Consider the following 22,109-nt stretch of genomic DNA (forward strand, 5'->3'; position numbering starts at 1 on the left):
GACTTCTGATGGTTCAGCGATTCTTTGGGGAATCGGTTACCGCATGTGTACGGCTTGTCCATCAGACCTCCCCGGGTAAAAGCATAAACTTCCTTTCCATATCCCCGCCTCATTTACTGCCTGCCCCTTTGGTCGTTGGGGTTTCGTCTTGTTATGCAGACTCACCCCAGACAGACAGCCTTTTATGAGATTCGTGTTCCTCGGGGCGGAAATTTGTCTCCGGCTTCCTTCAGATTTCAGGTCACCCTGGACACCCTTGCCTTTGACTAACGGCTACAACGACCTTCGCCGCTCGGGACTTGAACCCTAGAGTTTACACCCGTGCCGGGCACACATAAAAAAACTCTGAAGCCTCATCCGGCTTCAGAGCTTTGATGATTGGGCAAATATCCTGTTTCAATATACCGCTTTACAGCACGGTCAATTTCCCGTTGTAACTCCTTCGGCATATCAGGGCTGTAAGGTCCCATTTCAATGGCCCCTTCTTCAAAATCAAACATTAACGGACGTCCGGGCAGGTTGTCGTTTAAATACTTCTCCATAGCAATTTTGTAAACGGTATCTACTTTCTGTATCGTACTGGTAAGCACAGCTTTTCCGCCAACATCTGACTGATCGTTTACGTATCCGACCGCATAGTGATCATCCTGCTTAATTTGTTTGATTACCGCCTGGTTAAATACATCCCCGGCCGGATAAAACACATCTGCTCCCTGCTTCTCTAACCGTTTATACTGGCTGAGGGCCTTATCTGTATCTTCCCAGCTGTTTGTAAAAGTGATCTCGACTTCAGCCTGCGGGTTCTGAAAATTCACACCTTCATAGAATCCTTCTACTTCAGGCTGCCATTCAAATGCCGCAACAATTCCAACTTTATCGTTTTCCGTCATCTCCCCCGCTGCCATGCCTCCAAAAAAGCCCATGGCCTGAGCGCTGAAATTCAGACTGGTAACATTGTCCGCTGTAAAGGCTCCATTAAAATAAATAAATTGGATATCTGGATACTGCTTATGCAATTGTTGAAAATAATTCCCGTACACATGACTATGACCAAAAATGACCGTAGCCCCTTGATTGACCAGTTCTTCTACCGCTTGAACCGTTTTTGTATAACTATTAATACCTTCTTTATAAGAAACATCGACACCGTACTCTTTTTCTATCGCTTTCAAACCCTCGTACCCTTGCTCTCCCCAGGCTTGATCATCAATGGTAGTCTCTACCAGCATTCCTGCATGATCGGCTTTTCCAGCAATATGATTACAACCGGTGAGCAGTAACAAAAGTACACACCCTGTATAGACCCACTTCACAATAAGCACTCCTAGTAAAAACTACTTATATCTTCTCTTATTCTACATGGGTGGGCTCTATAAAGTAAATGTGTATATTTGAAACTTTCATTACAATTAAAGTTTTCTCATCGTCTGGTAAGCTTGCCATACACTCTCTACACGCTTTCTCTGATCCTCTGGACTGCACAAATCTTCAAAAGGCTTTGGTTGTCTTTCTTCCTTCAAAGTTAGGACATAAGGAACAAATTCGTTTAAAAAATCACTGATATAGACAGCTTTAGACTCCCTGACCCATTCTAAAAGCTCTTCTTCCTGTTCGAGGCCCTTTTGGCCGATATCCATCCACTCTCCATATAAATGAGGTAACTCGACTTGTACAAATATCCGATCCTCCTGTTTTCTCTCTACGATTAAATATTGGTCTGCATATTCAATAAATAGTTCATCATCTGTTGGCTGGGTGTGTCTTTCTTTGTCCTCTTTTGAGTAAAAATGCTGAAAGTTACTATTTCTTCCTACGTACATATATAAATGTTCACATAGAGACGCGTCCATGCGGTCGATTCCAATCACTTGCCTGCCTTCTTGTAAGAAACCAGCGCTCATATGATAGCCGATCCAATGAAAACATGGGTGTACGGTTATAAGCATTGATCGTCCCTCCTTCATCATTTAAGTTTATTCACTGCTGATTTGAATCATGAACGGCAGCGAATACTTATTTCTTTTTTTAGGAAGTTCTGATAGTATTAAAATAGAATGTGTATGATTGAGGTGAGTTTAAATGAAGTTTGTATGGACGTTGATTTGGGCCCTTCTGCTGAGCTTCATGACGGCCTATGTAGTCAGTAATATGGCTGGAGGAAGTTTTGGTTTCACACAAGTATTCGTTATGACGCTTCTTTTTACTGGGGCGGCAGTAGTACTTGGCGAAGGACTCATTAAAGACGAAGCTTAAAGATAGGTCATCATTGAACGTTGCTGTCTAATGATAGCAGCGTTTTTTCATGTACATAAACCGAACCCAAATGAATAACTTGGCTTATTGCACATAGAAATCAAGTAACCTTATAGTAGAGAAGTAATTTTTTTATAAGGAAAGGGATCAAGGAGGAAGAACAATGGAAGAAATTTTGATATTGATTAAATATTTATTTTTGGGGATATTTCAAGGATTTACAGAACCGATTCCAATCTCGTCCAGTGGACATCTAGTGCTTGTTCAAAACATCCTGGATATGGATTTTGAAGGATTAAATTTTGAGGTGCTTGTTAATTTTGGCTCCTTAATCGCCGTCTTTATCATCTATTGGCATGACTTAGTCCGATTAGTCAAAAACGGAATCGGCTACATACTTACCAAAGATGAACGACAAAAAGATGATTTTGATTTTATCATTTATCTCATTATCGGAACGATTCCAGCCGGTGTCTTAGGGATATTACTGGGAGATGCTATTGAAGTATTATCTACCCCTGAAACGGTCGGAATTACGTTGATTATCACCGGCGTTGCTTTGTGGCTGATCAGAAATATTCGCGGCCGAAAAGGGGACGGACAACTGAACTGGAAAGATGCTGCTATTGTTGGATTTGCTCAGGCCATAGCTTTAATTCCAGGCATCAGCCGTTCAGGAGCAACCATTGTCGCTGCCATGTACCTCGGGATGAAACAGGAAACCGCACTGCGATTTTCTTTCCTTCTATACATACCCGTAAGCTTAGGTACCATGCTATTGTCAGCGGAAGAAGTCATCGCAGACGCCTCTCAAAATAATTTATGGATAGGCTACATTGCAGCTTTTCTAGCTTCTATTGTCGCTTCCTATCTTTCTTTAAAATGGTTTATGAATATTATGGCCCGTGGAAACCTGAAATACTTTGCCTTCTATTGCTTTATCGTCGGCGGCATTACCTTACTCATCATATGGTTCTAATAAAGTTTCATTAAACATTTTTTCCGAGCTAACAGAAAAGCTCCCATCACTTGAAGACTTGATTTCGATACATTTGTTGAGCTGAAGGTCCTACGGGGGACGATTTCGCTTTCCGGCCCTGCACGACGCAGGGTCGTTCGACGTTGCCACACGACGTGGCGTTCTTAGTCGAACCTCTTCTGTGGTAAGCTTCTTCAGGCTTCGCCTTCCGGGATCTTACCGATCATGTTCAACCCACAGGAGTCTTCATCGGCCCCCTCCGGACCTTGCGAAATAGGGACTCGAAATTATGTTTACAACAATCTGGTTTATGGTGGAGACTTCTTAAAAAACGAGCTTGGCCACCTGGATGAATCCCGCTATAGAAGCATTTGAGACGGGTTAAGTATCTATCGCTTATAGGTTGGTCCGTTCACTCTTCAATCATATAGCAAAAAAAGTCAGCCCTGCTTCTGTAGCGGGCTGACTTTTTTAACCACCACTAACTGGCGGAATAAAGGCAATGGTATCTCCTTCTTTTATGATTTCTTCATCCTGGACAAATTCCTCATTCACAGCAGCCATGGATTCTTTTACTTTATCTATAGCGTAACGGCTTGATAATGTTTGTTTCAGCTCTCCGATAGAACGACCGTTCACATCCAGTTCGATGCTTTCTTCCCCGGCCTGCTCTCTAAGACCTGCAAAAAATAAAATTTGATTCATTTTGATGCGTCTCCCTTCGCAGGAATTCCCTGTTTCGTTTCTTTTTGATCACCAATCCAGTGCTCTCCATCTTCCCAATGTTCCTTTTTCCAGATAGGCACAATTTCTTTAATCCGCTCAATTGCATAACGGCTCGCTTCGTAAGAATCGGCACGATGAGGTGTAGAGACAGCTATAACGACGGCAATATCGGTGATTTCCAGGCGGCCCACACGATGGGCAATAGCCGTTTCTGCCTCCGGCCACTTCTCCTTAATTTCATGACCAATTTCCTCTAGCTTCTTTTCCGCCATCGCCTTGTAGGCTTCATATTCCAGGTAAAGGGTTCTTTTTCCTTTTGTAAATTCTCTTACGGTACCAATGAAGGTATTAATAGCTCCCGCATTTCTCCTGGTTACGAGATCCACTACTTCTTGTATCACGAGAGGTTTATCTGAGATCCAATAATTCTTCCCCAAAATCTTATGCTCCTTTCGCCAGTTTGTAGATTTCAGGCAATTGTTCCTTCCATTCTTCCAGCTTGTAAACAGGAAGCTCCAGATGGCTTGTGAGGGACTCGTCCCATGTAACGACCAGGAGGATGTTTTCAAGCTTGAGCAATTCTAAGTCTCTTTCTCTTTTTATAATAACCGCTTTCGGGTAGGATTCTTCCTTAAATCCTTCCACAACGATTAAATCCGGAGCGAAAAAACGATATAAGGAGACAAGTTTTTCAAGCGGGTACCCTTCCGGATGATTAAGCTCCAGTTGCAAACGCCTCGGGCTGTCCACACCTGTCATAAAAGCACCTGATTCGTGCAGACGATAACTGTCTGTGCCATGATGCATGACTTTCAATGGTTCATCATGACCATGATGTTTAATCGCGGCTACATGCTCCTCGTTTTCAGCACCATAGGCAATCAATTCAGATAAGAGGGAAGTTTTTCCGCTATTTTTGTATCCTACTACTTGAAATACTGGGGTCTGGTGGTTCATTGTGATTCCCTCTCCTCTGCGTATTTATGTAAAAACCCCTGCCTATTTATACGGCAGGGGCCAAGTTCATTAATCTGGGATTCCTAGTGCGATTTTAGCGTAACGGCTCATACGGTCTTTCGTCCAAGGTGGATTCCAGACAATATTAACAGCTACCTGATTGATTTCCGGCAGGTCAGCTAAGCAGCCTTTAACATCCTGCTCAATGTGAGCGGCGAGCGGGCAGCCCATCGCTGTTAACGTCATTGTAACGGTCGCATTGCCGTCTGGATCTATATCGACGCCATAGACAAGTCCTAGATTCACGATATCAATACCGAGTTCAGGGTCAATGACATTCTCAAGGGCACCCAACGCATTTTCTTCAGTTGCTGTACTCATAAATTTTCCCCCTTCACATGTGTTCAAACTTTATTATAAACAAAAATTGATTCAGAATAAACCAATCAATTCTATCATAGAACTAATTCAAGCCAGTTGACCATTTCCAGGATAGCAAAGCGGCTCACCTTATGGTCCCTGCCGACTTCTCTTAAGAAGCGGATGTTCTCTGGATTTTTATAATATTTAATGGCTTCATTATAAAAATCGTAGGAATGTTCAAATGGAACAACAGGATCTGCATCGCCATGCCAGAAGAAAAGAGGTCTCCCTTGTAGTTTATCCATTTGTTTGGATAAATCAATCGCTCCGAGAAAATCAAAGAGCTCATTCATCTTTTCCTCTGACAATGGAATCTGGAGCCCGAAATACTCGATCTCATCAACCAATTGCTTAGCAAAATCAACTGGTTTCGGAGAACCCATCATGACTGCACTAGCCTGAATCCACGGATACATGGTTAGAGCCGCGCTCGTCGTTATCCCTCCCAGGGATGTACCTCCGACGCCGATTCGCCGGTCTTTAATGAGATTCTCTCGATCAAGTTCGTCTTTTATATCTTGAAGTTCTTTTAAATTTTGATATACAATATCCCAGAACTTAAAATTCAGCTCATCCTTGGACAGATCCTGATCACGTTCGCCATGGTAAGCACTGTCAGGTAGAATGACACGGTAGCCTCTTTCTGCCAGTAAATACGCCTGAGGAAGGTTATGTTCCTTCGCTGATGTAAAGCCGTGGAAGTAAATGAATACAGGCATTGGCTCATCTTGTTTTGCTGAATCAACTACGGTAAGTGTTGGTACGCCTTTTAAGGTTTTCCTTTGAATTCCGATCATCAACGTGTTTCCTTTCTAACTAATCTTTACGTCCTGTTTAAATAACTATTACAAAAGTGGGTTATAGTATAATCGTAACACTGCCCGATAGAATTGGGAAGTGTTAGGTGATACAGGCGGGAATTCTTTACAACTCACCTTTCTTACCGCTACACTATACATACAAATGAGGTGAAGATATGGACAAACAACATTTAATAGCACTGGATCTGGACGGCACACTTCTGACGGATGATAAAGTCATCAACGCCGAAACAAAAGAAGTGGTGCTTAATGCCATACATCAAGGTCACATCGTGGTGATTGCGACAGGGCGTCCACATCGAGCAAGCATTGATTTCTATCATGAATTAGGACTAAAGACGCCAATGGTTAACTTTAATGGCGCTTTGATCCACCACCCTACAGATCATAAGTGGGATGCGCTCCACTCCCCACTTTCTATTCGCACTGCACATAAAATTATCGATACGTGCCAGCAACTGGGTGTCAAAAATATTTTAGCAGAGGTCATGGACGACGTGTACCTGGATCAGCATGATGAAGAAATCATGAGCATTTTCCAGACGAAAAACGACAACCCAATTAGTATTGGACGTTTGCAGGCGAACTTAAAAGAGGATCCTACTTCGATTCTAATTCACCCGGAGGAAGATAAAATCCGGAGGCTTCGCGAAGAACTGGATGTGCACGCTTCTTTAATTGATCATCGTAAATGGGGCGCACCGTGGCATGTAATTGAAATTGTCCGGGCTGGTATGAATAAGGCGGTAGGCCTTCACAAAATCGCTCACTACTTCCACATTCCACAGGATCGTATTATTGCGTTTGGCGATGAAGACAACGACCTGGAAATGATTGATTACGCGGGTGTCGGCGTAGCTATGGGGAACGCCATTGATGAACTTAAAGGTGTCGCGAAACACGTTACGCATTCAAATCAAGAAAACGGCATAGGAGAATTTTTGAACGAGTATTTAAAACTTAATAAAAAAGCCATGTAAGTTAACATTTTCCTAGGTTAGATTCCTGGCAATTCTCCATACTAAGCTTGAACGTGAAAAACGTTCAGGCTTTTTTTATGACAGGAGGGCTTGTCATGGAACAGCAAAAACAGAAAGATCGCAACGAAGAAAGCTGGACAGAAGTTCGTCAGTTTGACGAAAGCAAGATGGAGCCTAAAAGGCTTTCAGACGCTAAACGAAAAGAAATCGAATCTGATCAGCATACGGTAGGAGGGTTTTAAATGAAGGGCAGAAACCTTTTTGAAAACGCACGTGAAGCGGTAAACCGTTTCACACAGAACCGTGATGGCAATGGCAGCCAACAGATGAGCCAGGAAGACATGCAAGCGGCTAAACAAGCGATTCAATCTGCATATAGCCAATGTTCTCAACAAGAGAAACAAGAGCTACAGCAGTTGGAACAACAGCTTGAGAACCACCATCAAAGTTTGCGATAAACCATGTGAAAGACCAGTCTGGATTTCCAGGCTGGTCTTTTTTACCCCTTTTAAATATTAAAAACTGCGTCCTTAGCAGGAGTTATAATTATTGGATTTGGGGTATGTTATATGTACCCCCTAATTTTTTCTGAATTTGATACAGCCATTCTTCCTTTTGAATCGTGCTTCACTGGATGAATGGCTGTATCTTTTTTATGTCTTCGTGCACTCTTCAAAACTCTTCACAATTTTTAAATCCTTATGATCCCATTCAGACCCAGGCGGGTGGATCCATATAGCTTTCATTCCAAGCGCAAGAGCTGGACCAATCTCATTCATGAAATTATCCCCAATGGATATTACGGATTCGGCAGTGTACTTACCATTCCTTAAAAGTGTTTCAAACAACTCGGTGGTGTGAAGCGGTTTCGCTGCCGAAGGAATTCGTTCATGAAACATATCCGTCAGGTCTATACGATGTAAAATATGATCGACGTCGTGAGCTTCACTATTGGTGATCAAAACTAACCGCTTCTCTTCCCTCCATTTGAGTAAGGAATCTCTAAGCCCCTCCGTTTTTGTAAGCGAAAACTGGTCAGAAACCATATATTCTTTCGTTTGGTCATAACATTCACGTGCTTCTTCTGCCGAGACGCCATAATGCCGTGCGATTGAAAAAGGAAGCCACCAGCCGTCTCCCAGGGCGATTAATTTTTCTAAATCATAGGCGAGCGAATCAGGATATGTTTTTTCCATGCGTCTCTTTGACCACACCTCTCCCCTCCACGTTTCCACTTTACGTGCTTGATTAGAAAAGGGATCGACTGTTATGATGACATCTTCTTCGAGATCATAGACCTTCCCTATTTGCAATGGGTGGTTACCAGCGAGAACTTTATGATAATCCTGTTTTACTTGAGGGCTGTTCTCAATAGATGCACGCTTCTGAAGCAGTTGAGCGTAATATTCGAAGTGATCTGTATCCTCATACAGAGTGCCGTCTAAGTCAAATATCAGACATTCCGCTTGATCGATCATGACGTGTCCCTCCTTTTGAGTTTAGAGCAATGAACGCTGTTCCTATTATGTACATCCAGCCCCTCCTCCATCAGTCCTTGGGTACACAAAAAAGCCCGGGACCTTCATTTCCCGGGCTTTTACAAGCATCAAGAACGATAATAGGATATTTTTAAGACCACCGCATACAGCACATGTCCGATTAACCAATACAAAATAGCTGCGCCATCGGTTAACGCCGGGGTTTCCTTAATTGCGAGAAGCGTAAGCGGCACATAACTTGTGGCGGCAAACGCACTTAAGATCAAAGCAAGAGACCAGCGATTACCTTTAGTGTCCTTCAGGACGCGCCTGAACGCATACACATAAAGGACTCCAATAATCCAGGATATAATTAAATGAAATAGCCATTCGATCGCAACAGGCCATTCTATGCTGCCAATCACGGGAATAAAATCAACATTCATTAGCAATGTGTATACTTTTTCACCCGTTACTAGCTCGACCAGCCACATGTAAAAGCCGAGTACAAGTCCAGAAGTCGTACCAATCCAAAATCCCCAGCGAATCATAGCTTTTCCCCCACATCTATCAATAGGCTTCTTGTTTTCTAAGTTCACGAAGCAGGTTTTCCAAGACCTGCCGAAGCTCCCGATGGTCTCCTTCCAGCATACGGAAATACAGGGCTCTCAGAAAGTGCTTACTGTTGTTTATTATAATATCCTCGCGAGGATCCTGCCAGCTTTCCCGCACATAGAGCAGGGTTTCCAGCCATTCCATTCTCGCCTGCGGCTTAATTTTCTTAAACATGGTCATAACCGCGGTTACCATCCGTTCTTCTTCATCAAATAAATAGGGGTGATCAATCAGAAACTGAGCTTTAATAATTGGCAGCATCTCTCGTATTTCCGGTTCCGTAATTTCATCACAGGAAGCCACATGATAAAGAGCATCGGCTGCGTGAGCCATTGCATGGGCCCAGCCCTTCCCTTCAACATACCCCCGGTGATCGGATTCCTGCTGCATATACCTTTTGAGATGATCCCACACTCTATGGACCTCTGCTTCTTTTAAAAAGGGCGTCTTTCGGTGTTTTTTCATGATGGGAGGAATTAATAAAACAGAGAAGCTTCGTTTAAAGACTGCATCTTCCTGTTTTTTAGACGTACCAATCCGATAGAAAAGATAGTTTTTATTTAATATGGATTGTAATATATTTTTTAATTGTTCATGGCTGTAGTGCCCACGTTCAATAAACGTTGTAAAAATAGTATGGATCAGATCGTCCCTAAGTACCGGATGAACCGAACCAATCTTCTGGAGCATCATTGTTGTCAGCTCCTGCAGACTTTGGTTTTCAGGCAGTTGATAATCGTTATCTTTAATGGGCTGCAACACATCAATGAGCCGCGTTTCCATAAAACACCTCCTAAAAAGTGTTTTCATTGTAACACAGTTTTTATGAAATTAATGGAATATTAGCTTTCAGTTTAGAGTTGGAAGAATATCTGATAAAATAGGTAAAGATGTTATAGAGGAGGATGCGAAATGGCAGTAAAAGTAGAAGAAACACCAAACCCGAATGCTCGTAAATTTACGACTGATTCAATGATTTTCCAAGGGGATGGCAGTGTATCTGTTATGCCTGGACAGACAAGTGACCATAAAATTTTAAATGATCTCATGAACTTTGATGGAGTAGATAATGTGTTCGGCTTCCAAAATTTTATTACCGTAAATAAATTACCGAATGCTGAATGGGAAACATTAACTCCTAAAGTCGAAGGTTTGTTAGCTGAATACGGGTATTAATAGCTAAAAAAAGGCTGCCACAACACATGTGGCAGCCTTTTTTATTGAGGAGGCTTAAATCGCTATGTACCTGGTGAGTTAGACCATATGTAGCTTAACCCAGCCTCTACCCCGGTTGAGAGGCTTCTTTAATCAAAAAATCTCTATCAAACCTCACTATTTAATCTTAAAGATAAGCTCCCGTTTGTTGAAGACTCAGTTTCGAGATAAATGGGTCTGTTACTAAAATGGGGATGAGGGTTGGTGGGGAAATAACTCGTCTTGTTCCATCACCCAGACACTCGAGACATAAGCCGCTCATCAACGGATTGAAAAACCGCAATCCTTTTGATGGTCGGCTTATGCTGATCGTGTCTTTCGGGGTGATTCCACATTTGAACACTTTCCTATGGGGGAACGGTGAGCTTCCTCGCTCGTTTCAACCCCCGCGGGATCTCACCTAGTTCCTTCTCCCATGGGAGTCTCATCATTTCCCCACCAACCCAACTATAATGCTGCGAACGGACCCTGCTATAGCAGAAAGGAACCATGCTACATCTGCCTCAATTGCTTATATAACAGGGTTCCTACACGTAAACACACGTAAAAACCACTATGGATCATAGATGATCCTGTTTCATTGGAACGCGTTTATGCAGAGAATTTCGAGCGCTCCATGATCGCAAAGGGGCGGAAGGGAACGGCGAAGACTCCTGCGGGATGAACATGATCGGTGAGATCCCGCAGGGCTGTTAAGCCCGAGGAAACTCACCACATGGGATGTTCGACTAAGATCGCCACGTCCTGTGGCAACGTCGAACGACCCTGCGTCGTGCAGGGCCGCGGAAAGCGAGCCGTTCCCTGGAGCCCCTTTCTCCACACAATATCTCGAAACTGAGTCTTCAATTATCCGGCCCGTTAGTTGAATAAACTTCTTGTGAATAATGAACATTTCAGTCTTAATCAAAAAAGCCGTCACGATGATCGTGACGGCTTTTTTTAATTAAATTTCTGAAGTAGTAAATTGTTGACGTGCACGGGACTTCCATCTTCAGCACTTTCTTCAAATACTGTGAAAGTCAGTGACCCGTACGTCGGCAGGTCTTCCTCAGGTATATCAATTTCTACCTCAAATGAAGACCACGCAGGGGCACCTTCGGCTACTTGTACGGATGTTGGTTCCACCAATACGTAATGACCATCTTCCACTGTATAGACAAAGCTGCCTTCATGAACGCGCGCTTCTCCCTGAATGGTATAGGTACCATTCTCACCAACCACGGTTACGTTGCGGAATGCTTCGCCCTCAGTTTTAACCTCTCGTTTCGTTGGTTCCGTTTCCTTCTCCACTTCACTCTGCGTAATTTCCTCTAAGGCAATATTCTTTTTAATATCATCTTCACTGCCTTCAGAATTAGCTGTAAGCGTAAGAGTGACCACTCCGAAATCAGGTAAATCCTCATTCGGAATCGAAAGCTCCAGAGTAAAAGGGGCCCAATCGGATTCATTTCCTACTTCCATTGTTTCAGGTTCAATCAGCACATGATGGCCATCTTCAACCAGGTAGGTAAATTCCCCGTTTGATACGTGGGCTTCGCCCGTGACTGTATAGACTCCATTTTTACCGTTTACTTCAATATTGCGAAATTCGTCTTCCTCAGCACTCACAGTCTTCTCTTCAGTTTTTACTTCTTCGTTTGTTTCTTTATTTTTATCAGACTCTAACGGGGTTTCTTTTTCTGGCTCTTCAGATGGTACTTCATTTTCTTCCTGGCTGTTCCCCGTTTCTTGATCAGCAGCTTCAATGCTAAATGATTTCGTTAATTGGAAAGGTTCAGCCTCTAATGGCTGTTCATTGATTGAGTTCACCAGGTACGTAACCGTTGCCTCGTATTCGCCGGATTGTTTAATACCTGTCCAAGTTTCTTCAGCTGTTAAAGATTCACCCGCAGCTAAATCTTTACTGACCATTTCCTGGGTAAACATCTTATCAGCTGAAAACGTGTAAACACTCTCGCCTTCAGCATTCGTAACTTGAATTTCATATTCCTGACTAGAGGTAAACCCTAATGTTACAGCCTCGTCCGATGTGTTTTCCAGCTTCATTTGGAACTCGGCTGTATCTTCCGATGTTTCCACGTTCGCTTCCATATTCAAAGATTGAATAAATGCTTCTATCTCTGCCGCTTTTTCCTCTGCCTGCTCTTCAGTTTCTGGTTCTTCTGCCTTAACTTCCTTAGATTTAGATTCCGAATCTGCTTCATTTCCGCAGGCCGTCATGGTAATCATCATGACTCCCATTAAGATGGCTAACATATGTTTCATAACGCCACTCCTTTTTTCTATTTACATGATTAGACGACCATATTACAGAAATGTTACAAATTATTTATCATCTTTTCGGAAGAAACCAAAAATACCTGTCGTTTGAACGATATTAGTAAACGCAGAAGGGTCGACATCCTGAATAATATGCTGGAGGTCATACAGTTCATATCGGGTAATAACCATAACCATCATATTTTTATCCTGCTGGGTAAAGGCACCTTTTGCCGGCAAAGTTGTAATACCGCGCACCATTTGAGAATGGATCGCTTTTTCCAGATCGGCTGCTTTTGACGTGATAATCATGGCTGTAAGCTTTTCGTGACGTGTATGAACAGCGTCGATCACACGAGTGGTAACATAAAGCGTTAATAAGGTGTACAGCGCGTTTTCTGGTTTGTACAATAGACCAGCAATTGCGATGATGGCACTGTTTAATACGAGGAAGTAGCTTCCGATCGGACGGTCTTTCATTCGGGAAAGAACCATGGCTACAATATCCAAACCGCCTGTTGAAGCACCCCACTTGAGCGTAATTCCGACACCCATACCACCGATTACACCGCCGAATACGGCATTCAGGATAATGTCTCCTGAAAGTTGCTGGACGGGTATTAATTCAAGAAATAGGGTGGTAAAAGCAACTGATACAGCGCTATAAACCGTGAATCCTTTCCCTACTTTAAACCAGCCTAAAATGGCTACCGGAATATTAAGTATGAATAAGATGAGACCGGTACTGACTCCTGGCACACCTAAAAAATCGTTAAAAATACTGGTAAGCAGCTGAGCAACTCCCGTGAACCCGCTCGCGTAAACATTCGCTTCAATAAGAAACAGGTTCAGGGAAATGGCATTGAATACTGCCCCTAACAATACAATGAGAATTCTTTTTAGTTCTACTGTGAACAATCCGCAACCTCCTACGAGTAGTCTATTATCTTTTTTATCACCGTAACGAGACAAAATCAAGTTAAAGATTAGTAAGATGTGTAAGTTTCCGTCGAAATATCATCTTAATTGTCGCACACTTTCTGGTAATTACTTTGACTATATTCCCTATTATGCCTAAACTTAAAGGAAGAATAAAAACGGCAGGTGATCTTATGAATGTACAAATTGTATGTGATTCAGCCAGTGATCTATCCCCAGAAACGCTGGAAAGCTATTCGCTAACCATGGTCCCCTTAAAAGTAACTATTAATGGAGAAGAGTATGAAGATGGAAAAACTATCTCCCCCCGTGAAGTTTATGACAAGATGCGGAATGGAGATGCCCCGAAAACTTCTCAAGTAACCTCCCAGGCTTTTCGAGAAACATTCACAGAATTTGTGAAGAACGATCAGCCCTTTATTTATTTTGCTTTTTCATCGGAACTATCCGGTACGTACCAAAGCGCAAAAATGGTAGAAGAAGAAATTAAAGAAGAGTACCCTCACGCTCAGTTTGAAGTGATCGATACGAAAGCCGCCTCCCTGGGGTGCGGACTCGTGGCCATAAGAGCTGCAGAACTTGCGGACGATGGGTATTCATTTGAAGAAATTCTAGAAGCCGGAAAGTATCATGCAGCTCATATGGAACATATTTTTACGGTAGCTGATCTGGAATACTTATATCGCGGCGGCCGCGTAAGCAAAGCCTCTGCATTTGTCGGGAGCCTGCTTAAAATTAAACCACTGCTTCATATGGAAAATGGCAAGCTTATACCGCTTGAAAAAATTCGTGGATCCAAAAAAGTTTGGAAGCGAATGATTGAAATTATGAAGGAACGCGGCAAAGATTTAAAACATCAGCGTATCGGCATCAGCCACGGCGATGACCTGGAAACCGCGGAGCAGCTGGCAGATATGATCCGCTCCGAATTTGATACCGAAGATATACGTTTTGAAATGGTTGGCTCAGCCGTCGGCGCTCATGCAGGTCCCGGAACGATTGCTTTATTTTTCTTAAATGATACACCTAAATAGAAGGGGTTCTTTGTAACCTTTCCCTCTTTTTAACGACTATATTTAAAAAGGGGGTTTTTCTATGGTGAAGAAGGTACTGAAACTTGCCCTAAGCCTCATGCTGCTTCTTGCTGTTTCAGCAGCCTGCAGTCAAAATGAGGACAACAGTGCGGAGACATCCGAAGAAGCTGCGTCCGATTCGGCTGAGTCCAATGGATTGTCAGAAACTCCTTCTCAAGCGGATAACAATGAGGAAAACGGTTCGGCCCGTATCGCTCAAAATAGTGAAGAACGCATGATGGTCTATGAAGCTAATATCGACGTGGAAACAAATAATTACAATCAATTCCATCAGCATCTTCAGGAAAAAATGAATCAGCAGGATGCTCATATGGTCGAAAGTAATATTAGCAAAAATGAGCAAGGCAGACGGCAGGGACATATCCGCATCCGAGTGCCTCAGCCGAACTTCGAATCTCTGCTTACAGGTGTCGAAGAGATCAGCAGTGAAGTTCTTTCAAGAAATATATCCGGACGCGATGTTACCGAAGAATACGTGGATTTAGAATCTCGTCTGCAAGCTAAAGAAAAGATTGAATCACGTCTGCTTAACTTTTTGGACCAGGCTGAAGCGACCGAAGATTTAATAAAAATCTCTCAAGATCTCGAGCGTGTTCAATCTGAAATTGAAGTATTAAAAGGTAAAATAAACTATTTAGAGAATCAGAGCGATTTCTCTACGATAACGGTCTCCATTCAAGAAACTGCGGCCGGTGCTAATTTGAATAACTCCCCGGGTAACATCTGGGAAGAAACCAAGCTGGCTTTTATCAATTCTTTGCATTACGTTGGTCAATTCTTCTCCTGGCTGGTTGTGTTCTTCCTGGGCTACTCTCCATTTCTCGTGCTCATTGCCGGAGTTGGTCTGCTTTTTTGGCTGGTCAGAAGAAACAAGAAAAAATCATCATCCTAATTCAAATGCCCCTCTTTTCCTTTTGCGGATAAAGAGGGGCGTTGAAATTAAGAGTTTTCTGTTTTCCGGTTTTTAAGACTGATCATGGTTACGGCAATCACAAATAAACTAAGAACGCCGCCGACAAAACCAATAAACAGCCAGTTATAGCCTTCATCTGGTTCCACTACAAAAACGTCTGCGGTTTCCCTTTCCATTCCAAGCCGGTAGTCCCCATTATCCTGCTGTCGTACCATCCCATCATGTAAAAGGCCTCTAAGCTGCTGTCCTTCTGGTAAATCGGAAAGTACAGCGGCTTTCGTTTCTTCTGCGTTATTAATTGCAACAATCATCGTCTGATCTTTATAGCTCCGCTTAAAAATGGCCAGACCTTCCTCATTGTACATTTCTTCATAATCTCCGCGTGTGAGTGCAGGAAATTGTGTTCTCATGGACGTTAAATTATCGATACGCTGCTTCAGCTGCTCGTCCCCTGCTTTGAAGTTCATCATTTTAATAGTCGACGGATCGCCACCATCATCAAGGGGAAGCTCCGTACCAAAATACATAACAGGTATGCCTGGAATCGTAAACTGATACGTCAAAGCGAGCTTCCAGCGAGTGATCGGATTCTGACCTTCTTCTACCGCCAAATGCGTAAATCGTCCGCTTGAAGGGTCATCGATGTATCGAAGAGTTTCGTAAGGTTCCGCTTTATGTTCGACGTTCTCCTCCCAAACGGTATAAAGATCATCTAGACTCTTTCCAGAGGATGGAAACGTCTCCCTAGTCACCGATTGAAAAGACACGGAAGAATCGTCTTCCCCTTTCAGATTTTCTGTGAATAGGTCAAACCCTTCCTGTACTGACTGAACCCGTTCCTCCAGATTTGAATAAAAATTATCGGGTAAAGGAACAGCACTATGTAAATGGAACGCATCTACTCCTGTTTCCTTGATCCAGAACTCAGCGGTGTCGAGGAAATAGCTCTGTACTTGAGGATTCTCCAGGTTTAATACGGACATATTCTCTGTCCAGGCTTCCGGGTAGGTAGTGTCAGCTTCCGCATACCAATCATTTTTTTGTGGATCCTCTTTCCAGTGATGATCGCTGCCAGTATGGCAAACCACAAAATCAAACATCACCTTAAGATCCAGGTCATGGGCTGCTTCGACCAGCTCCTCAGCTTTCTTCATGGTGCCGAAGTGTTCATCAACCGATCGAAAATCCTCGATCCATTGACCATGATATCCTCCATCCTGATTAGCCATCATGGGTGATATCTCAATGGCTGTAAACCCCTTCTCCTTAATATAATCCAGCTGCTTGATAATTCCTTCTAAATCACCGCCGTGATAGGCTTCATCTTCCGTATCATTAGAATTATCGCCATTCATAAATCGATCAATCGATATATAGTACACGCTTTCATCCTGCCATTCACGTTCTTCTGTTTCTGCTGCTCCAGCTTGAGAAGCGAAAAAGAGAAATAACGGAATAAACAGAACCCCAGCTATTACTTTTCTCATGGCCGCTCTCCTTCCTGTCTAATAAAGGTAACTATCTTAGACTATCCTTTCTACGCCTTCCCCGTCAATTGTACTCGGTATCAATTCTCAATAATACATACAATGGTCACATTTGCAGGCGTCTCCATAAAAAAACCGCACAGCTGCTCCAGCCATGCGGTTATAAAATTTGAGGCTGTATAAAATTTTTAAAAAAAGCATTATTCAACAATCGGGCCGGATTGTTAAAGACTCAGTTTCGAGATAATTTGGGTCCGTTGCCCAAAATTTGATGAGGGGGCTACGGAAACAACTCGCTTTCCTACGGGGGAACGGGCAAGCCTCCTTGGTCGCTTCACTCCCTGTGGGGTCTCGCCTAGCTCCTTCTCCCGTGGGAGTCTCGTCGTTTCCTTCGCCACCCTGTGTTTAAAGAGTGAACGGACCCTTCTATAAGCGATAGGGAGATGCGTAATCCGCCTCAAATGCTTCTATAGCGGTGAAGATCCACACGTAAACGTCCATGGTTGTACTTTTATCTCCATCATAAAACAGGGCCGTTTAACATGATTTTGAGCTCCCTATTTCGGCAAGGTCCGGAGGGGGACGATGAAGACTCCTGTGGGATGAACATGATCGGTAAGATCCCGGAAGGCGAAGCCTGAGGAAGCTTACCACAGAAGAGGTTCGACTAAGAACGCCACGTCGTGTGGCAACGTCGAACGACCCTGCGTCGTGCAAGGACGGAAAGCGAAATCGTCCCCCGCAGAACATAATTTCCACAAAAGTCTCGAAATCAAGTCTTCAAGTAATGGGAGCTTTTCTGATCAAATCTGGGATTTAGTATCCTTTTATAAGCGTACTTGATAAGTTTTGAGCCAGTAATTAATCTGACAAAGATGGGCGATTAGCTGGGGGCCTGTCATTAACTGACCAAACCATGGGGTTCCGATCGCCTGACCTTCTGAATCATTCAACTTCCTGACTTTCTGGCGGTCGAACAGTTCAAACAGAGGAGCATTCGCATCGGCTAATATTTCATTCATCCATGTACAAACAGCTTTTGTATAAGCGGGGTGAAACGTTTTTGGATATGGGTTTTTCTTTCGGAACAGCACTTCATCAGGAAGAACGCCACGAAGCGCCTCCCTCAGCAAACCTTTTTCCTGATCACCATGGAATTTCATGCTCCACGGAATATTCCATGCATATTCCACAAGACGATGATCGCTGAAAGGTACACGGACTTCAAGACTTGCCCCCATACTCATCCGGTCTTTACGCTCAAGCAGCGTCTGCATGAACCAGTTCATATTCAGATAGGACATCTGTCTATGTTTCACTGCTTTTTCGTCTTCCCCTGCAAGAGCTGGGGTTTCATCAATTGTTTCCTGATAGCGTTTTAACATATATGCTTCCATATCTACGCTCTCACTTACATCCGTTCTTACTAAATTCATTCGTTCATCAAGGGAACGAATCCACGGAAACCCTTTCCGCTCCTGATCCTCTTTTCTATAAAACCACGGATACCCTCCAAAAATCTCATCGGCACACTCTCCTGACAACGCCACTGTGACATGAGATTTTATTTTTTCACAGAACCATAACAGCGATGAATCAACATCGGCCATGCCTGGCAGATCTCTTAACGTAACGGCCTGTTTCAATCTTGATATTAGGTCTTCAGGCGTCGCTTCCATCACGTAATGACGGGTCTGATGCTGGCTTGAGACTTTCTTAATATAAGCTTCATCACGATCCGGCTGAAAAGCGCTCTTCTTAAAGAATTTATCCTGATCTTTATAATCAATCGAAAAAGTCTGCAGGGCTCCCTTTTGCTCATTTTTGTATTTTTCAGCGGCTACGGCCGTAATGGCACTTGAGTCCACCCCGCCCGATAAAAAAGTACCTAGCGTTACGTCAGAAACAAGCTGCCGTTCGGAAGCATCAATAAATAATTCCCTCACACGCGCTACAGTCTCATCCCATGTGTCGGTGTGCTCGGCACTCTTTACGTTCCAGTACCGCTCGATCGAAAGCTTCCCTTTTTCCCAAAACGCCCGGTGACCTGGACGCAGTTCCTGCAGCGTTTCAAAAATGCCGTGCCCCGGAGTTCTTGAAGGCCCAAGCGTAAGAATTTCCTGAATTCCTTCCGCTCCAACCCTTGGTTCTACGTCCGGATGGGCAAGGATGGCTTTCATTTCAGAAGCAAACATCAGACCGTCCGTCTGATGTCGAATAAACAGCGGCTTAACCCCGAGCCGGTCTCTGGCTAAAAACAGACGCTTTCTCTTTTTTTCCCAAATACTGAAAGCGAAAATGCCATTTAATCGCTCGACGCATTCTTTGCCCCACTCCATAAAACTGACGAGGACAACCTCCGTATCCGAGTGAGATCGGAACGTCCAGCCTTTCGCTTTTAATGTATCTCGTACTTCATCCGTATTATATAACTCACCGTTATAGCAAAGCACATACTGTTCCTCATGTGCTTCCCGAACCATTGGCTGCTTCCCGCCGTTCGGGTCTACAACAATTAGACGTTGGTGTCCGAAAGCTGCCGGCCCATCCAGCCACGTTTGATAATCATCTGGACCACGGTGCCGGATGGTATCGGCCATCCTTTCTAAAAGAGGGGCTTTATTCTGGACTTTATTTTTGTCATCAATCCAACCCACAATACCGCACATTGAGCTTCACCATCCTTTAAAGTAAGCTGAAATCATAAAAAACACATCATAGCTTACTATATGACAGCGCCTCCCCGCTTATTAAAAAGTTCTGCTTGACAAAGTAAGTGAGAATGATTATCATTATAACTGATAAAGGATATCTCCTGTTACCCCCCAAGTAGCAGAGCTCATTCTAGGACAGTAGAAAACCCCCTAAAAAAAAACGGCAAAGCCTGTACAAGGCTTGCCGCTTTTTTTATTTAGCAGGAAGTATGCCTGCTCCAAGAAAACCAAAGCCTAAGATAATTGCGATGGCTCCAGCTATTAACAGCTGTGCCCACCAAATAGCAGCTGGTTTCTTTTTCTTATACTTCACACACGCCATTTCCATAGCTGCAATCGTCCATAAGCCGACAAGCACCTTAAAAATGATCAGCCCGCCATAGTTCGCGTAGCTTGCAAAGAGCGATCCTCCTGAATAAAGAATCAATAAGTAGTCCGCCCGCAGAATCATATGGGATATTTTTGCCCCTTTATCATTTCCGCTTCGGGCAAATGTTGTAACAAGTCCCACTAAAGCAAATGCAATTACCCACGAGGTAATATGTAGATGTGCCAATATTCTTCCTCCTTTTACATGAATCTACGGATATAATAGCACGAGACCGCCAAAATTTCCTACCAATAAGTACCTTGTTAGGGTGAGAATAATAAAACAAACCTGTTATAATAATAAAAGATTGAAATGTAATTGGAGGGATATCATGTCAGTAAACAGTCAAGAAATCATTGATCAAACACAAGAATATGGTGCCAAAAACTATCATCCACTTCCGATCGTTGTATCGAAAGCGGAAGGCGTATGGGTAGAGGATCCAGAAGGCAATCGCTACATGGATATGTTAAGCGCTTACTCTGCAGTGAATCAGGGGCACCGTCATCCAAGAATTATTCAAGCATTAAAAGACCAGGCCGACCGTGTCACCCTAACTTCCCGAGCTTTCCATAACGACCAGCTTGGACCCTGGTATGAGAAAATTTGTAAAATTACCAATAAGGAAATGGCTCTTCCAATGAATACAGGAGCCGAAGCCGTTGAAACAGCTGTTAAAGCAGCTAGACGGTGGGCTTATGATGTGAAAAAAGTAGAAGACAATCAAGCTGAAATCATCGCCTGTACCGGGAACTTCCACGGAAGAACAATGACAGCCGTATCTCTATCCTCAGAGGAAGAATATAAACGAGGATTCGGCCCGACACTTCCAGGAATTAAATTGATTCCTTACGGTGATGTAGAAGCTCTTAAAGAAGCCATCACTGAAAACACAGCTGGCTTCCTGTTTGAACCAATCCAGGGTGAGGCGGGTATTGTTATCCCTCCAGAAGGATTTTTGAAAGAAGCCTATGAGGTTTGTAAAGAAAACAACGTCCTTTTCATGGCTGACGAAATTCAGGCAGGACTTGGCCGAAGCGGCAAGATGTTTGCCTGTGACTGGGAAGATGTAAGTCCGGACCTGCTTATTCTTGGTAAAGCTCTCGGCGGCGGGGTCTTCCCTATTTCCTGCGTAGTAGCCAATAAAGAAGTACTGGGCGTCTTCAACCCAGGTTCTCACGGGTCTACATTCGGCGGAAATCCTTTAGCTTGCGCTGTATCTGTTGCTTCTCTTAATGTAATTGAAGAAGAAAAACTGGCAGAACGCTCTCTTGAACTAGGGGAATACATGAAGAAAGAACTACAGTCGATTGATAATCCGAAGATCAAGGAAGTACGTGGTAAAGGGTTGTTCATTGGCGTTGAAATGACAGAACCTGCCCGCGGCTACTGTGAAGAGTTAAAAGCAAAAGGATTACTTTGTAAGGAAACACATGAAAACGTCATTCGTTTCGGTCCTCCTCTAGTTATCGAAAAAGAGGATCTAGAATGGGCTATTACTCAAATTAAAGAAGTTCTAAGTCAATAAAACCCAAAAGCCTGTAGAGAAAACTTTCTCTACAGGCTTTTTTCTTGCTTCGCTCTATTAAATCTCCATTTTAATCTTAAAGTAAAGTTCTCGATACGGGAAGGCTTAGTTTTCGTAAATTGGGGATTCGGAACCTCCAAACCTTTACCGCAAACTACTAGATAATTTGATTTGGCCGTAATTCTCCCTTTATTGGGCCGTGCTTCACCTCTTTTGGGCCGTGCTCTACCTCTTTCGGGCCGTGCTCCTCCTCTTTTGGGCCGTGCTCTACCGCTTTCGGGCCGTGCTCCATCTCATTCGGGCCATGCTCCACCGCTTTCGGGCCGTGCTCCATCTCATTCGGGCCGTGCTCCATCTC

At 43.5% G+C, this 22,109-nt stretch carries 24 protein-coding genes and 1 pseudogene; 9 read left to right on the forward strand and 16 right to left on the reverse strand.

The window, feature by feature from the left end:
* Positions 1–353 precede the first annotated feature (353 nt).
* Together BMZ06_RS10935 and BMZ06_RS10940 are read right to left on the reverse strand one after the other, a co-directional pair.
* Positions 354–1,313: a BMP family ABC transporter substrate-binding protein gene (locus tag BMZ06_RS10935; protein ID WP_089752080.1), complete on the reverse strand. Its 960-nt coding sequence runs from the start codon at positions 1,311–1,313 to the stop codon at positions 354–356.
* A 96-nt stretch (positions 1,314–1,409) separates the two neighbouring features.
* Positions 1,410–1,946, reverse strand: a complete 537-nt coding sequence (locus BMZ06_RS10940) for a hypothetical protein (protein ID WP_089752081.1) — start codon at positions 1,944–1,946, stop codon at positions 1,410–1,412.
* A 133-nt stretch (positions 1,947–2,079) separates the two neighbouring features.
* Between BMZ06_RS10940 and BMZ06_RS10945 the strand changes: the two genes are divergently transcribed.
* Complete coding sequence (locus BMZ06_RS10945) at positions 2,080–2,253, forward strand: YjzD family protein (RefSeq protein ID WP_089752082.1); 174 nt, start codon at positions 2,080–2,082, stop codon at positions 2,251–2,253.
* Between the two features lie 163 nt (positions 2,254–2,416).
* Positions 2,417–3,232, forward strand: a complete 816-nt coding sequence (locus BMZ06_RS10950; RefSeq protein ID WP_089752083.1) for an undecaprenyl-diphosphate phosphatase — start codon at positions 2,417–2,419, stop codon at positions 3,230–3,232.
* Between the two features lie 471 nt (positions 3,233–3,703).
* On the opposite strand, the gene moaD is transcribed toward BMZ06_RS10950, so the two are convergent.
* The 5 genes from moaD to BMZ06_RS10975 form a co-directional block, all read right to left on the reverse strand.
* A complete protein-coding gene (gene moaD, locus BMZ06_RS10955; protein WP_089752084.1) occupies positions 3,704–3,937 on the reverse strand; it encodes a molybdopterin converting factor subunit 1 in 234 nt (77 codons plus the stop codon).
* Positions 3,934–4,395, reverse strand: a complete 462-nt coding sequence (locus BMZ06_RS10960) for a molybdenum cofactor biosynthesis protein MoaE (protein WP_089752085.1) — start codon at positions 4,393–4,395, stop codon at positions 3,934–3,936. The genes moaD and BMZ06_RS10960 overlap by 4 nt, the downstream gene beginning before the upstream one ends.
* A gap of 4 nt (positions 4,396–4,399) precedes the next feature.
* Positions 4,400–4,915 (reverse strand): molybdopterin-guanine dinucleotide biosynthesis protein B, encoded by a 516-nt coding sequence (gene mobB, locus BMZ06_RS10965; RefSeq protein ID WP_089752086.1) that lies wholly within the window; start codon positions 4,913–4,915, stop codon positions 4,400–4,402.
* A gap of 69 nt (positions 4,916–4,984) precedes the next feature.
* Positions 4,985–5,296 (reverse strand): metal-sulfur cluster assembly factor, encoded by a 312-nt coding sequence (locus tag BMZ06_RS10970; RefSeq protein WP_014642536.1) that lies wholly within the window; start codon positions 5,294–5,296, stop codon positions 4,985–4,987.
* Between the two features lie 74 nt (positions 5,297–5,370).
* The gene (locus BMZ06_RS10975; RefSeq protein WP_089752087.1) at positions 5,371–6,135 is read right to left on the reverse strand and encodes an alpha/beta fold hydrolase; all 765 of its coding nucleotides are present in this window, start codon (positions 6,133–6,135) and stop codon (positions 5,371–5,373) included.
* A 179-nt stretch (positions 6,136–6,314) separates the two neighbouring features.
* Between BMZ06_RS10975 and BMZ06_RS10980 the strand changes: the two genes are divergently transcribed.
* From BMZ06_RS10980 to BMZ06_RS10985, 3 genes are all read left to right on the forward strand, one after another.
* On the forward strand, positions 6,315–7,139 hold the full coding sequence (locus tag BMZ06_RS10980; protein ID WP_089752088.1) for a Cof-type HAD-IIB family hydrolase: 825 nt from the start codon (positions 6,315–6,317) through the stop codon (positions 7,137–7,139).
* A gap of 95 nt (positions 7,140–7,234) precedes the next feature.
* Entirely contained in the window at positions 7,235–7,381 is a 147-nt protein-coding gene (locus tag BMZ06_RS20730) for a hypothetical protein (RefSeq protein ID WP_175477872.1), read from the forward strand.
* Complete coding sequence (locus tag BMZ06_RS10985; protein ID WP_089752089.1) at positions 7,382–7,597, forward strand: DUF3813 domain-containing protein; 216 nt, start codon at positions 7,382–7,384, stop codon at positions 7,595–7,597.
* Positions 7,598–7,792: 195 nt separating this feature from the next.
* Here BMZ06_RS10985 and BMZ06_RS10990 read toward each other — a convergent pair whose 3' ends face one another.
* The 3 genes from BMZ06_RS10990 to BMZ06_RS11000 all read right to left on the reverse strand — a co-directional run bounded on the left by BMZ06_RS10990 (position 7,793) and on the right by BMZ06_RS11000 (position 10,015).
* On the reverse strand, positions 7,793–8,617 hold the full coding sequence (locus BMZ06_RS10990) for an HAD family hydrolase (RefSeq protein ID WP_089752090.1): 825 nt from the start codon (positions 8,615–8,617) through the stop codon (positions 7,793–7,795).
* A gap of 128 nt (positions 8,618–8,745) precedes the next feature.
* Positions 8,746–9,168 carry a hypothetical protein gene (locus BMZ06_RS10995; RefSeq protein ID WP_089752091.1) on the reverse strand — a complete coding sequence of 141 codons (423 nt, stop codon included), beginning with the start codon at positions 9,166–9,168 and terminating at the stop codon, positions 8,746–8,748.
* Between the two features lie 19 nt (positions 9,169–9,187).
* Positions 9,188–10,015 (reverse strand): DUF2785 domain-containing protein, encoded by an 828-nt coding sequence (locus tag BMZ06_RS11000; RefSeq protein WP_089752092.1) that lies wholly within the window; start codon positions 10,013–10,015, stop codon positions 9,188–9,190.
* 129 nt (positions 10,016–10,144) lie between these two features.
* Here BMZ06_RS11000 and BMZ06_RS11005 point away from each other — a divergent pair, with 129 nt between their 5' ends.
* Positions 10,145–10,408, forward strand: coding sequence for a NifU N-terminal domain-containing protein (locus BMZ06_RS11005; protein WP_014642527.1), 264 nt, complete (start codon positions 10,145–10,147; stop codon positions 10,406–10,408).
* A gap of 978 nt (positions 10,409–11,386) precedes the next feature.
* Here the strand turns inward: BMZ06_RS11005 and BMZ06_RS11010 are convergent.
* Both BMZ06_RS11010 and BMZ06_RS11015 read right to left on the reverse strand, forming a co-directional pair.
* Positions 11,387–12,712, reverse strand: a complete 1,326-nt coding sequence (locus BMZ06_RS11010) for a BsuPI-related putative proteinase inhibitor (RefSeq protein WP_089752093.1) — start codon at positions 12,710–12,712, stop codon at positions 11,387–11,389.
* Positions 12,713–12,772: 60 nt separating this feature from the next.
* Entirely contained in the window at positions 12,773–13,624 is an 852-nt protein-coding gene (locus BMZ06_RS11015) for a YitT family protein (protein WP_089752094.1), read from the reverse strand.
* Between the two features lie 194 nt (positions 13,625–13,818).
* On the opposite strand from BMZ06_RS11015, the gene BMZ06_RS11020 reads away from it, so the two are divergent.
* Both BMZ06_RS11020 and BMZ06_RS11025 read left to right on the forward strand, forming a co-directional pair.
* Positions 13,819–14,679 (forward strand): DegV family protein, encoded by an 861-nt coding sequence (locus BMZ06_RS11020; RefSeq protein ID WP_089752095.1) that lies wholly within the window; start codon positions 13,819–13,821, stop codon positions 14,677–14,679.
* Positions 14,680–14,740: 61 nt separating this feature from the next.
* On the forward strand, positions 14,741–15,631 hold the full coding sequence (locus BMZ06_RS11025; RefSeq protein WP_089752096.1) for a DUF4349 domain-containing protein: 891 nt from the start codon (positions 14,741–14,743) through the stop codon (positions 15,629–15,631).
* 47 nt (positions 15,632–15,678) lie between these two features.
* Here BMZ06_RS11025 and BMZ06_RS11030 read toward each other — a convergent pair whose 3' ends face one another.
* The 3 genes from BMZ06_RS11030 to BMZ06_RS11040 all read right to left on the reverse strand — a co-directional run bounded on the left by BMZ06_RS11030 (position 15,679) and on the right by BMZ06_RS11040 (position 20,409).
* The gene (locus BMZ06_RS11030) at positions 15,679–17,139 is read right to left on the reverse strand and encodes an alpha-amylase family glycosyl hydrolase (RefSeq protein WP_089752097.1); all 1,461 of its coding nucleotides are present in this window, start codon (positions 17,137–17,139) and stop codon (positions 15,679–15,681) included.
* 827 nt (positions 17,140–17,966) lie between these two features.
* On the reverse strand, positions 17,967–19,808 hold the full coding sequence (gene asnB, locus BMZ06_RS11035) for an asparagine synthase (glutamine-hydrolyzing) (protein ID WP_089752098.1): 1,842 nt from the start codon (positions 19,806–19,808) through the stop codon (positions 17,967–17,969).
* 238 nt (positions 19,809–20,046) lie between these two features.
* On the reverse strand, positions 20,047–20,409 hold the full coding sequence (locus tag BMZ06_RS11040; protein WP_089752099.1) for a YisL family protein: 363 nt from the start codon (positions 20,407–20,409) through the stop codon (positions 20,047–20,049).
* Between the two features lie 145 nt (positions 20,410–20,554).
* Between BMZ06_RS11040 and BMZ06_RS11045 the strand changes: the two genes are divergently transcribed.
* Positions 20,555–21,751 carry an ornithine--oxo-acid transaminase gene (locus BMZ06_RS11045; protein WP_089752100.1) on the forward strand — a complete coding sequence of 399 codons (1,197 nt, stop codon included), beginning with the start codon at positions 20,555–20,557 and terminating at the stop codon, positions 21,749–21,751.
* 157 nt (positions 21,752–21,908) lie between these two features.
* Here the strand turns inward: BMZ06_RS11045 and BMZ06_RS11050 are convergent.
* Positions 21,909–22,109 (reverse strand): annotated as a pseudogene (locus tag BMZ06_RS11050) (hypothetical protein); the annotation flags it as partial.

The organism is Halobacillus alkaliphilus, assembly GCF_900113125.1.
GTDB lineage: Bacteria > Bacillota > Bacilli > Bacillales > Halobacillaceae > Halobacillus > Halobacillus alkaliphilus.

Coding starts and splice junctions, on each gene's coding strand:
- BMZ06_RS10945 (WP_089752082.1), top strand. CDS start 2,080: ATGAAGTTTGTATGGACGTTGATTTGGGCCCTTCTGCTGAGCTTCATG.
- BMZ06_RS11025 (WP_089752096.1), top strand. CDS start 14,741: ATGGTGAAGAAGGTACTGAAACTTGCCCTAAGCCTCATGCTGCTTCTT.
- BMZ06_RS10990 (WP_089752090.1), bottom strand. CDS start 8,617: ATGATCGATCAAGCGGAATGTCTGATATTTGACTTAGACGGCACTCTG.
- BMZ06_RS11030 (WP_089752097.1), bottom strand. CDS start 17,139: ATGAGAAAAGTAATAGCTGGGGTTCTGTTTATTCCGTTATTTCTCTTT.
- asnB (WP_089752098.1), bottom strand. CDS start 19,808: ATGTGCGGTATTGTGGGTTGGATTGATGACAAAAATAAAGTCCAGAAT.
- BMZ06_RS10950 (WP_089752083.1), top strand. CDS start 2,417: ATGGAAGAAATTTTGATATTGATTAAATATTTATTTTTGGGGATATTT.
- BMZ06_RS11010 (WP_089752093.1), bottom strand. CDS start 12,712: ATGAAACATATGTTAGCCATCTTAATGGGAGTCATGATGATTACCATG.
- BMZ06_RS10940 (WP_089752081.1), bottom strand. CDS start 1,946: ATGCTTATAACCGTACACCCATGTTTTCATTGGATCGGCTATCATATG.
- moaD (WP_089752084.1), bottom strand. CDS start 3,937: ATGAATCAAATTTTATTTTTTGCAGGTCTTAGAGAGCAGGCCGGGGAA.
- BMZ06_RS11000 (WP_089752092.1), bottom strand. CDS start 10,015: ATGGAAACGCGGCTCATTGATGTGTTGCAGCCCATTAAAGATAACGAT.
- BMZ06_RS10985 (WP_089752089.1), top strand. CDS start 7,382: ATGAAGGGCAGAAACCTTTTTGAAAACGCACGTGAAGCGGTAAACCGT.
- mobB (WP_089752086.1), bottom strand. CDS start 4,915: ATGAACCACCAGACCCCAGTATTTCAAGTAGTAGGATACAAAAATAGC.
- BMZ06_RS20730 (WP_175477872.1), top strand. CDS start 7,235: ATGGAACAGCAAAAACAGAAAGATCGCAACGAAGAAAGCTGGACAGAA.
- BMZ06_RS10975 (WP_089752087.1), bottom strand. CDS start 6,135: ATGATCGGAATTCAAAGGAAAACCTTAAAAGGCGTACCAACACTTACC.
- BMZ06_RS10980 (WP_089752088.1), top strand. CDS start 6,315: ATGGACAAACAACATTTAATAGCACTGGATCTGGACGGCACACTTCTG.
- BMZ06_RS11020 (WP_089752095.1), top strand. CDS start 13,819: ATGAATGTACAAATTGTATGTGATTCAGCCAGTGATCTATCCCCAGAA.
- BMZ06_RS11045 (WP_089752100.1), top strand. CDS start 20,555: ATGTCAGTAAACAGTCAAGAAATCATTGATCAAACACAAGAATATGGT.
- BMZ06_RS10995 (WP_089752091.1), bottom strand. CDS start 9,168: ATGATTCGCTGGGGATTTTGGATTGGTACGACTTCTGGACTTGTACTC.
- BMZ06_RS11005 (WP_014642527.1), top strand. CDS start 10,145: ATGGCAGTAAAAGTAGAAGAAACACCAAACCCGAATGCTCGTAAATTT.
- BMZ06_RS10970 (WP_014642536.1), bottom strand. CDS start 5,296: ATGAGTACAGCAACTGAAGAAAATGCGTTGGGTGCCCTTGAGAATGTC.